The sequence below is a fragment of the Pedobacter sp. genome (assembly GCF_035566355.1).
Lineage (GTDB): Bacteria > Bacteroidota > Bacteroidia > Sphingobacteriales > Sphingobacteriaceae > Pedobacter.
This window is the reverse complement of the sequence record NZ_DATMRL010000418.1, coordinates 1-11,048: the sequence shown is the minus strand read 5'-3', so window position 1 is coordinate 11,048 and position 11,048 is coordinate 1. Positions and strand designations below refer to the sequence as shown.

6 protein-coding genes are annotated in these 11,048 nt (G+C 38.3%); all 6 read left to right on the top strand.

Annotation, left to right across the window (positions count from 1 at the left end; all coding sequences use genetic code 11):
- Positions 1 to 590 precede the first annotated feature (590 nt).
- On the top strand, positions 591 to 2,729 hold the full coding sequence (locus tag VNZ46_RS16195; protein ID WP_325561104.1) for a hypothetical protein: 2,139 nt from the start codon (positions 591 to 593) through the stop codon (positions 2,727 to 2,729).
- A complete protein-coding gene (locus tag VNZ46_RS16190) occupies positions 2,719 to 3,051 on the top strand; it encodes a hypothetical protein (RefSeq protein WP_325561103.1) in 333 nt (110 codons plus the stop codon). Before VNZ46_RS16195 ends, VNZ46_RS16190 begins: the two co-directional genes overlap by 11 nt.
- A gap of 216 nt (positions 3,052 to 3,267) precedes the next feature.
- Entirely contained in the window at positions 3,268 to 4,131 is an 864-nt protein-coding gene (locus tag VNZ46_RS16185; protein WP_325561102.1) for a hypothetical protein, read from the top strand.
- 250 nt (positions 4,132 to 4,381) lie between these two features.
- Entirely contained in the window at positions 4,382 to 5,512 is a 1,131-nt protein-coding gene (locus VNZ46_RS16180) for a protein kinase family protein (protein ID WP_325561101.1), read from the top strand.
- A 43-nt stretch (positions 5,513 to 5,555) separates the two neighbouring features.
- Positions 5,556 to 6,170 carry a hypothetical protein gene (locus VNZ46_RS16175; RefSeq protein WP_325561100.1) on the top strand — a complete coding sequence of 205 codons (615 nt, stop codon included), beginning with the start codon at positions 5,556 to 5,558 and terminating at the stop codon, positions 6,168 to 6,170.
- A 459-nt stretch (positions 6,171 to 6,629) separates the two neighbouring features.
- Positions 6,630 to 11,003: a type II CRISPR RNA-guided endonuclease Cas9 gene (gene cas9, locus VNZ46_RS16170; protein ID WP_325561099.1), complete on the top strand. Its 4,374-nt coding sequence runs from the start codon at positions 6,630 to 6,632 to the stop codon at positions 11,001 to 11,003.
- Positions 11,004 to 11,048: the final 45 nt, after the last annotated feature.

Below are 11,048 nucleotides of genomic sequence, written 5' to 3'. Positions count from 1 at the left end.
CAAAGACCAGCCAACAGCCCTAAATTTGAATCTGAGGCTTTCATTTCACTTCAATTAAAAATGTTGTTAAGAAAAGCTATACTCTGAAAGTCTGATCGAAAGATCAGTACGGGCAGTTTGCAGCGAAACAGGATGACAGTTTAAATGCGAAATGAGTGGCCACTATTGCCAAAATATCCACCGAAGCAGATTATTAGGTATTTAAGCAACAGGGGATTGAACAAGTGATTATGGTTTAACCATAGAATGAGAAAAGTTGACCAATTTTAGTTAGCAAAAAATATTATCTATCTTTAAATATCTAAAATTCTCAATTATGTCATTACGTTCTCTTTATACTAATTATTTTAGTGCCTTTCTCAGCTTATCCCGCAACACCTAAATTCTTTTACTCCGTAATCTAGTTAACTAAAAGAACTTTCCATGCGCGCTGTTCATGTTCAGAAAATTAATACAACAATCATAGGCAATACGGTTTCCCGTATGATTCTGATTTCGGTTTTCTCGATAATTGTTTGGGTACAGATTAAAGTTATTTACAGCAACAGTCCATAGGAATTGGAACGACTCAAGTTTAAAAAATAATTAAAATGAAAATAGATATTCACGTCCATACTAAGAAGGTAAAAACCGGGGATGCGGACACTAGAAATGTTACGGCTGATCGCTTTAACGAGATTATCAGATTGACCGACGTCAAGATATTGGCCATAACTAATCACAACCATTTTGACATTGATCAATACAAGAAAATCAGCGAGTCTGTAAAGGATGTCTGCCAGATTTGGCCAGGTATTGAACTTGATATCCAAGAAAATTCCAAGCGTGCCCATTTGCTAGTTATAGCGAACCCTAAAACTGCGGAAGCTTTTAATCAGCGTTGCGAAAACATCCTAGCTGGACAGAACCCGAACATTTTCGCCACTTCCATTGTAGCTACCGTCGAAAACTTCGAGGATCTGGATTGCATTTATATCGCGCACTACATGAATAAAACACCGAATCTGGGAGATGCAGAGCTTGATGCTTTGTCCGCGCTCATCAGCAATCCCAGAAGAGTGATCAAAGAGGCTGCAAATTCCATTTCCGCCGGTATTTTCATCAGCCATGGCCATAACTCAATTTACGGTTCAGATATTCAGGATTGGAATGACTATGAAGTTTTAGCCCAGGGCTTGCCCGATCTGCGTCTACCTGTCGACAGCTTTGAGCAGTTCTGTCTCCTTCTGGATAAGAACGAGGCGACGATCAATACGATTCTACAAAAGAAAACGTGCGATAAAGTTGTCATCGCGCCCTTTGGCGCAGGGGAAATCATGACTCTGGATATTTACAATGATATCAATATCCTGTTCGGATCTAAGGGGACAGGAAAAACCGATATTTTAAAAAGCTTATCGGCCTATTACAACAGTATTGGTTATACGACTAGCGTCTATATGTCAAACGATAGACATGTAAATGATGTGTTCAATTTGCGCGGTCAAAATTTTAACGTTGATGTAAGCGACTTCGGCGTTAATGAGTGTACAGCGGAAATAGAATCTATAAAAACCGCTACCGAGGTGGCCATCACCAGTATGGGAAAATACAGGCAGCATTTCTCTGGTGAAGAGACCAATAAAATTGCCCAGAAGCTCAAAATAAAGACCATAAACCATATCGATGAAGCCGGGGCCGTAAGGGCGCTGGATGAAGTCAGCGGGATTCTGCAGGAATTCAAGACTTTTCAGGTATTTCTGTCCGACAACACCCTAGTTGGGGATCTTATTGAAAAAGAATTAATAGATGAACTGGTTGATGTTTTAGAGCGGATTTTGCTTCGTCTGAAAGTGAAAATCGACAATCAGTTTTTAGAGGCCAACAGCTTAAAGTTATTGAATCAGATCGTCAGCATATTCAATCAGGAGATCACTAAGAAAACTGGTGTCCCACAAAAACCAACTGGGACAGGATTTACCGATTATGCCAGAAACCGAATAAAGATTGAACAAAACATCAGAAAGATAAAGCAGGCCATCAACACTTCTATTTCGCCCATTGAGGATTATGCGGGCGATCTGGGTGAAAAAGGAAAACTTTATTGCAGGACCAGCCTGATGATCCAAAACGGATCGTTTATTAACGGTGCATACGAGACCGTTAAAAACATCAACAAAACCCCGCAAAAGGACTTCGCTAATCACATCCTCTCGATTTCCAGACACGTGTACAGCAATGAACTATTTGAGAAAATTGCCGATTTAAAACATATTGAAGGTGTCGAACATATCCGGGGCATCAGTGACCTACTTCAGTTCAACCGGATTTTTGTTCTGAACGGAAATTTATATAATCCTTCGAATGGAGAATCTTCCATGATCCTCTTGCATAAAGAACTGACGGAAGACAAGGAAATTTACCTCATCGACGAACCGGAGAAAAGCCTGGGTAATGACTACATCAACGATGTGATTGTTCCCATCATCAAAGAGAAGGCCCTTTTAGGTAAAAAAGTGATAATTGCCACGCATGATGCCAATATCGCCGTCAGGACTTTACCCTACAATTCCATTTATCGGTTGAGGGAAAATGGCCTTTATTACACCATGACGGGAAATCCGTTTTTCAATACATTGAAGTGCATCAATACTTCCAGAGCTGAACTGGACTGGAAAGAAATCAGCATGAAAACACTAGAAGGGGGCAAATCGGCCTTCGGAGAAAGGGGTAAAATATATGGAAACTAAAACAGCGACAATCAAAAGACAAACCGACCAGAGCAAGCTCGTACTGCAGGGCCATACAGGCAATTTTGAGATCATTTTAACCGAGGACAACCCAAATAATATCAAGAGCGTATTCAATTTGATTCTCAAGGACTTAAAAAATGGATTAATCCAATTTGAACTAACCGACGATAAAGAAGATATGTACTATCACATCTGCAAGGAATACATCAAACAGTTGAATGCAGAGATGGTTACTATTTATGAAGAGTTAGAAAGGTATGATCTGGTCGTAGAAGAAAAAGAGGAATCGGCTAATAATCAAATAGCTAGGCCAGAATAGTTGATGTCTCCTTGGATCAAGCACTGCCAGTTAGATCTATGGGCAGGTAAAGATTTCCTGTCCTTTTTGGACGGGAAACCGCGGGAGGCCTTGGGATTGCTTATTTAACCAGGAGAAAATTACCCCAATTACTTATTCGAATTGTTCTGGTTCAAACATAAAAACGTGTAAAACCGTACTCAGATTTGTTTATTTTTATAAAAATAAAATTATTATATGCCTGCTTTTAGAGGAGTCAACTTGCGTTCCGGAGACCTTGCTGAACAACTTGGTATATTGCTACTACAATCCGTTGCTTTGGTAGCCCCCATTCCCCGTACAGAAGACGTAGGGATCGATGTAGTCTCTACCCTTATCAAAAAATATGACGGCTATAAATACATTGCAGAAGATTCATTTTTTGTCTCCATAAAATCGGCGTCAATCACTGAGATTTTGTTCGAAGGCGACCAGATACAATGGCTGAAGGACCTGCACCTTCCATTATTTATTGCAACAGTAGACCGCAGAACCTCCACCATGAAACTTTACACTACACAGAGTCTGTCCGTTGCATTTGCTTCTAATTCGGAACTTCGAAAGGTAAACCTCCAGCTTATGGAAAAATATGATGGAGAACTCGGCAAGGTAGACGAAGAACTGGATTTACCAATAGGTCCTCCAGTTTTGAAATGGACCCTAAACGATATCGAAACAAACCCCAATTTCGTGCAGCAATTCTATGACCTGATGAAAACTCACGTGACCATTGCCAAAAAATCTATAGAAACCAGACGAGTAGGGTATGTGGACCTTATGGTATGGAAAACGGGTAAAGTTCCTCGCATCTGGGCACAACAATTGGAAGGCAGAAAAGACAACCTGGCCATGGATGAAGTATCTGCGCCCTATTTTCATTCAATTTTACACAATCTATCACTTGGTAGCGAGATCGAAACGACCAGAAGCCTATACAGACTATTCGATAAAGTCCTCGATCGTGCTGGCCATTTTCATATCGTCAATGGAGTTAGGGAATTAAGGCCCCTGGCTTTGATCCCTAAAGAAAAAGTTGCAGAAGATCCTGAAATTTCATCGTAAAAAAATACTAAATTCTTAGGATTCCTTTTTAACTATCTAAATACCGACTGATGAGCGAGAATAAGGAAACTGGTTTTGGCAGAGTGGAGAAAAGAGAGCTATATCGGATAACGTTTATTGTCAAGGAAGATTATTTAATCAGTTGTAAAATCATGGTCAAAACGACTTTCAGGAATATCATTTTGTTTTGGGCGGGCGAGTTCATTCTAAATAATTCTTTAGTTTTACCAGATCAGACGTAACCTCAATAATGAAACAGGAAATCATACCTTTTATCCGCTCAAAGGATTACAAATTTATAAAGGACATTGGCCAGGGAGGCCTAGGCAAAACCTATCTGATCGAAGATGAGCTCATCGGCGAACAGTTCGTCTGCAAAAAATACATTCCTATGTACGATGAGCATAAGGAGCTCTATTATGATCACTTTGTAGAGGAAATCAAGCTCCTTCACCTACTTTACCACGTCAATGTGGTCAGGGTATTTAACTTTTACCTATATCCAGCTCATAGAACTGGGTATATCCTAATGGAATACGTAGACGGAAAGATCATCAGCGACTATATTGCCTCCAATCCGCACCGGATTGACGATATATTTGTCCAGGTTATCGGGGGATTCCGCCACTTGGAGGAACACAACATCCTTCACCGCGACATCCGTCCGGAGAACCTGATGGTCTCCAACGAAGGCTACCTGAAAATCATCGATTTCGGCTTCGGCAAAAAGGTGCTCCTGAATGAAGACTTCGACAAAAGCATATCGCTGAACTGGCGCTATCCTGTCCCGCAGGATTTTTCGCAAAAAATCTACAGTTATGCTACCGAGATTTATTTTGTGGGCAAGCTTTTTGAGGAACTGCTCACCGAAAATGGTATAACCGGATTTGCACACAGGGGCATCCTGGAAAAGATGCTGCCTAGTAATCCAGACCTGCGTATCGGGTCCTTCTTTGAACTGGACAGGTTGATAATCCAGGGAGGCTCACCGGGACTGGAGTTTACTGAAAGAGAAAAAAAAATCTATCGGGATTTTGCTATGGATGTGAGCAAAATTTATTCAAAGATTGAGACAAGTGCACAATACGTTAAAGAACCCGCCCAGATCATCAAGCTCCTAGATGAGGTATATGAAAATTCCATACTGGAAACCGCGGTCCAGAATGTCCAGTCCATTTCCAGGTGTTTTATCAAAGGTGCCTACTATTATAACAACTCGGCGGAAATCGTTGTAGATGATATGGCGGCCTTTTTAAAAATGATCAAAGTCATGAGTCCGGATCGGCAGAAAATCATTATCAATAATCTCTGGCAAAGGCTTGACCGGTTGCCAAGATATACCGTTGAGGTTTATTCAGAAGACGATGACCTTCCGTTCTAATATCTTCCAAACAGATGACTAATACTAAATTATTTGATCCAATATGAAAAAAGACATCTTTTCCCGTCATGAGGATATCGACAAAATGGCATTTATGAACTGGCGCATCGATGACAACCATATACATAACATAATCAATATGGCCGATGGATTCCTCACCGCCGCCATCCAGCTAACCGGACAAGCACTTTTGGACAATTCCCGGAAGACAGCCGATATTACGATTTTTCCTATCCTCACCAATGTTAATCATAGTATAGAACTCTACCTGAAGGCCATGACCTGGACACTCAACGAAATTATGGCCAACGGTACAAAAATCGAAGGCGGTCACGATGTCTTCCAAATCTTTCAGACCCTTCGTGCCAAGATCAAAGCTTACGGCGGACAGGTGACGATAAAAGGCTTTGATGACCGGATGCAAGGACTACATCAATACCTGGACGAACTCGCCTCAAAAATCAGAACCAATAAGGACAACATGGATTTTTCCAGATATCCGCTCGACCAGAAATATAACCCTCATTTTTATGTTATCCCTACAGGAAACATCGAAATAGACCTGGAAAACCTGCTTGAAAGGCTGACCGAAATCCATCAGGCACTTGATGAAACAGCGAATTTCCTCTTTCATCAGGAGCTCAACCATGACTGGTGATGGGGTGGATCCAACCAAAAACATTCAAGACCGAAAGATAAATGTTTAGCTATGGGATAGCTGAACCGATGTGATATAATATAGGAAGTTGAGAGGAATATTATTTATCCTCCTTGAATTTTGAGTGGGGTGTTTAAATGATGTTTCTAAATTATTTGATGCTGTTATATATTTTTAAAACACCATACTTTTTAACTAGTGTACAATTATTTGATGAGATAATATTGTATTTTCAACGAAAAGATACGAAGAATTATACTATTTAAAGTTAGAACCAATATAATAAAAAAAGCCCCGCATTATAAGGCGAGGCGGCTTGGATGTTTTCACAACGGAATAATCCTTATTGTGATTTGCTTTCAATTCAAATGTACATATTATTTTCCTATTGAAGTACGGGAAACCGTAATTGGGAAAAATTTTTTCTTTTTAAGTTTATGACACTCTAAATAACTAAATATGATGAAGATAAAATTAGGTTTGGATATTGGAACCAACTCTGTTGGCTGGGCCTTGATAGAAGAAAATTTCGGTATCAAAGCAGGTCGTATTATTGGAATGGGTAGTAGAATTATTCCCATGACTCAGGATATAAAGGATGAGTTTGGAAAGGGAAATTCTATTTCACAGACTGCAGAGAGAACTAATTTTAGGGGGATTCGTAGACTCAGGGAGCGCCATTTGTTGAGAAGAGAGCGTTTGCATAGAGTGCTAAATTTGCTGGGATTTTTACCAGAACATTATTCTAGTCAAATCGATTTTAATAAGCGTTTGGGTAAGTTCATTAATGATACGGAACCTAAATTGGTTTACAATAGCGAAGGGTTTGTTTTTAAAAAATCTTTTGAGGCGATGCTTGAAGATTTTAAAATTAGCCAACCAGACTTAGTAACAGAGGGTAAACTTATACCATATGATTGGGTAATTTATTATCTAAGAAAGAAGGCATTGACGGAAAAGATAGAAAAAGAAGAGCTGGCTTGGATCTTATTAAATTTTAATCAAAAGCGTGGATATTATCAATTACGTGGTGAAGAAGAGGAAGAGGATCCGAATAAGTTGATCGAGTTTCATTCTCTAATGGTAGTGGATGTGATGGCTGATGATGTACAAAAAGGAAAGGCCGATATATGGTATTCTCTTTTGTTGGAAAACGGATGGGTGTATCGTCGTTCTAGCAAGACGCCTTTATTTGATTGGAAAGGTAAATTGAGGGATTTTGTAGTTACAACAGATTTGGATGATGATGGGAATGTTAAAACAGATAAAGAAGGTAAAGAAAAGAGGAGTTTTAGAGCTCCAGGTGCGGATGATTGGACTCTGGTAAAAAAGAAAAGTGAACAGGAAATAGAGCGTTCTGATAAGACTGTTGGTGCCTATATTTATGATACCTTGTTGCAAAATCCTAAGCAGAAAATTAATGGAAAACTGGTAAGAACTATTGAGCGTAAATTTTATAAAGAGGAATTAGTTGCTATCCTAAAGACTCAATCTGGGTTTCACGGGGAGCTTAGAGATGAAAATTTATACAATGAGTGTGTAAGGGAGTTGTATCGAAACAATGAACAACATCAAATAGAATTGACTAAAAAGGACATTGTACATTTGTTTGTAAACGATATCATTTTCTATCAGCGCCCTTTACGTAGTCAAAAATCGTCTATTGGAAATTGTTCTCTGGAATATCGCAGATACAAAGATGGCAAAGGTGTTGAACAAACAGACTATTTAAAGGTTATTCCAAAATCGAACCCTTTATATCAGGAATTTCGTTTATGGCAATGGATTTATAATCTAGGGATCTATAAAAGGGATGATGATGCGAACAGTGTTACCGGTACTTTTTTAAATAGTGCTGAGGATTTTGTGCAGTTGTATGATTTCTTAAATGAAAGGAAGGAGATTGATCAAAAGGCTTTGATCAAATTTTTTCTGGAAAAGCAAGGCTTTAAGGGCAAAATGCTAGCTGCTGAGGTAGAAAAGTATAGATGGAATTTTGTAGAAGATAAAAAATATCCTTGTAACGAGACGGGTAGCCAAATTCAAGCTAGATTAGATAAAATCGATGGCATTAAGCCAGAATTTTTAACTCGGGAAATAGAATACAAGCTATGGCATCTTATTTATTCGGTGACGGATAAAGTTGAATATGAAAAGGCATTAAAAACTTTTGCTGAAAGGCAGTTGCTTCCTATAGGCCCGTTTGTTGAGCATTTTAGGAAATTTTCTCCTTTCAAAAGTGAATATGGTGCTTTTTCGGAAAAGGCTATTAAAAAGTTATTGCCGTTAATTCGGACAGGGAAATATTGGAGATGGGATGCCATAGACTTAAAAACAAAAGATAGAATAGAAAAGCTATTGTCTGGTGAGGTTGATGATCGTATTAAAGAAAGGGTTCGCGAAAAAGCGATTCATTTAACGCAGGAAGGCCATTTTCAGGGATTGCCATTGTGGTTGGCGAGTTATGTTGTTTATGGACGTCATTCTGAAGCTGATATCGCGGGGAAATGGAACTCTGTTGAAGATCTGGAGGCATACCTAAATGAATTTAAACAATATTCTCTGCGAAATCCTATTGTAGAGCAGGTGGTGACTGAAACGCTTCGAGTTGTTAAGGATATTTGGATCCAATACGGTAAAGGAGTTAAAGATTTCTTTAGTGAAATCCATATTGAATTGGGCCGCGAGATGAAAAGTACAGCGGATGATCGAAAAAGAATCACTCAACAGGTGACCTTAAACGAAAACACCAATCTAAGAATTAAAGCTTTATTGGCCGAGTTGTTAAATGACAGGGACATAGAGAATGTACGTCCATATTCTCCAATGCAACAGGAAGCCTTGAAAATTTACGAAGATGGTGTTTTGAATTCTATGGTAGATATTGATGAGGATATTTTGAGGATTAGTAAAACTTCTCAACCGTCTACTACAGAATTAAAGCGTTACAAGTTATGGCTGGAACAAAAATATCGTTCCCCGTATACAGGGCAAATTATTCCTTTAAATAGATTATTTACCTCAGATTACGAAATTGAACATATCATTCCGCAAAGCCGCTTTTTTGACGATAGCTTTAGCAATAAGATTATTTGTGAATCGGCCGTGAATAAATTGAAAGATAAGCAGCTTAGTTATGAGTTTATTAAGAATCATGGTGGTTCTATTGTGGAGTTGGGTTTAGGGAAAGTGGTAAAGATATTGGACGTGGGCGGATATGATGAGTTTGTTAAACAAAACTATGGAAAGAATCGAGGTAAGCGTAATAAGTTAATGCTTGAAGAAATTCCGGATCAGATGATTGAACGCCAGTTAAATGATACTCGTTATATCAGTAAGTTTATTAGTGCTTTATTATCTAATATTGTTCGTTCAGAGCTCAATGACGATGGTGTTAACTCTAAAAATGTATTGCCTGGTAATGGGAAAATAACTTCGACTTTAAGGCAAGACTGGGGATTGAATGATGTTTGGAATGATTTGATCTTGCCTCGTTTTGATCGAATGAATCAATTGACGAATTCTACCTTTTTTACAAGTTGGAATGAGAATCATCAAAAGTTTTTAGCAACTGTACCTATTGAATACTCAAAAGGGTTTCAAAAGAAAAGAATTGACCATAGACATCATGCTTTAGACGCATTAGTTGTTGCTTGTGCAACGAGGGATCATATTAATTTGTTAAATAATAAACATGCAAAATCGGCTGAGCGCTTTGATTTGAACAGGAAGCTTAGAAAGTTTGAAAAAGTGGCTTATAAGGATGTGCAAACAGGTAAGGTGGTAGAAAAAGAGGTGCCAAAGGATTTTTTGAAACCTTGGGAGAATTTTACTGTTGACGCGCGAAACCATTTGGAAAATATAATTGTCAGTTTTAAACAAAATCTTCGGGTAATTAATAAAACCACTAATTATTATGAGAAATGGGTAGATAAGGATGGAATAAAGGTTAAAGAAAAAGTTCCGCAAACTCAGGGTGACAGTTGGGCTGTTAGAAAGGCGATGCATAAAGACACCGTTTCTGGGATCGTTAAATTGGATAGGATTAAGGTACCTAAAGGAAAGGTTTTAACTGCTACCAGAAAAAATCTTGATACGTCTTTTAATTTGAAGGCCATTGAATCTATTACTGATACGGGGATTCAGAAGATTTTGAAGAACTATCTTTTTAGCAAGGACAACAATCCTGAAATAGCGTTTTCTGCGGAAGGTATTGAAGATATGAATAGTAATATTAGTCAATATAATGATCAAAAGCCGCACCAGCCAATTTATAAAGTGCGAATTTTTGAATTGGGTAGTAAATTTCCTCTTGGACAATCTGGAAACAAAAAGGATAAGTATGTAGAGGCAGCGAAAGGAACTAATTTGTTTTTTGCTATTTACGGAGATGGGCAAGGCAAAAGAAGTTATGAGACAATTGCGTTGAATGTTGTTATTGAGCGGCAGAAGCAAGGGGAATATTCTGTGCGGCTAAAAAATGAAAAGGGTTGGAAATTGATCGATTGTTTGTCTCCAAATGATTTGGTGTATGTTCCTACTCAGGAAGAGTTGGAAGGTGGTTTTTCTTCTTTGAAATTAACTCAGTTAGATAAAGAGCAAATAAAGAGAGTCTATAAAGTTGAAAAGTTTAGTGGTGTTGAATGTTATTTTGTTCGTCATGATATTGCCTATTTGATTAAGAATTATGACGCTAAAACTAAAATTGGTGAGCTGGAAAGTCAAAATAAATTGCAATCAACGATGACGGATGACAGGCTTAAAATTACCGATGTGTGCGTTAAACTGAATGTAGATAGACTTGGAAATATAAACGGGAGATTATTGGTGTGAATTATTAGTGATCTATTGAAATAAAGATAGTTTAATAGTTAATTG

What these genes read in the sequence shown, in the direction of transcription:
- VNZ46_RS16180 (WP_325561101.1), top strand. Translation starts at nt 4,382, where the DNA reads ATGAAACAGGAAATCATACCTTTTATCCGCTCAAAGGATTACAAATTT.
- VNZ46_RS16175 (WP_325561100.1), top strand. Translation starts at nt 5,556, where the DNA reads ATGAAAAAAGACATCTTTTCCCGTCATGAGGATATCGACAAAATGGCA.
- VNZ46_RS16185 (WP_325561102.1), top strand. Translation starts at nt 3,268, where the DNA reads ATGCCTGCTTTTAGAGGAGTCAACTTGCGTTCCGGAGACCTTGCTGAA.
- VNZ46_RS16190 (WP_325561103.1), top strand. Translation starts at nt 2,719, where the DNA reads ATGGAAACTAAAACAGCGACAATCAAAAGACAAACCGACCAGAGCAAG.
- cas9 (WP_325561099.1), top strand. Translation starts at nt 6,630, where the DNA reads ATGATGAAGATAAAATTAGGTTTGGATATTGGAACCAACTCTGTTGGC.
- VNZ46_RS16195 (WP_325561104.1), top strand. Translation starts at nt 591, where the DNA reads ATGAAAATAGATATTCACGTCCATACTAAGAAGGTAAAAACCGGGGAT.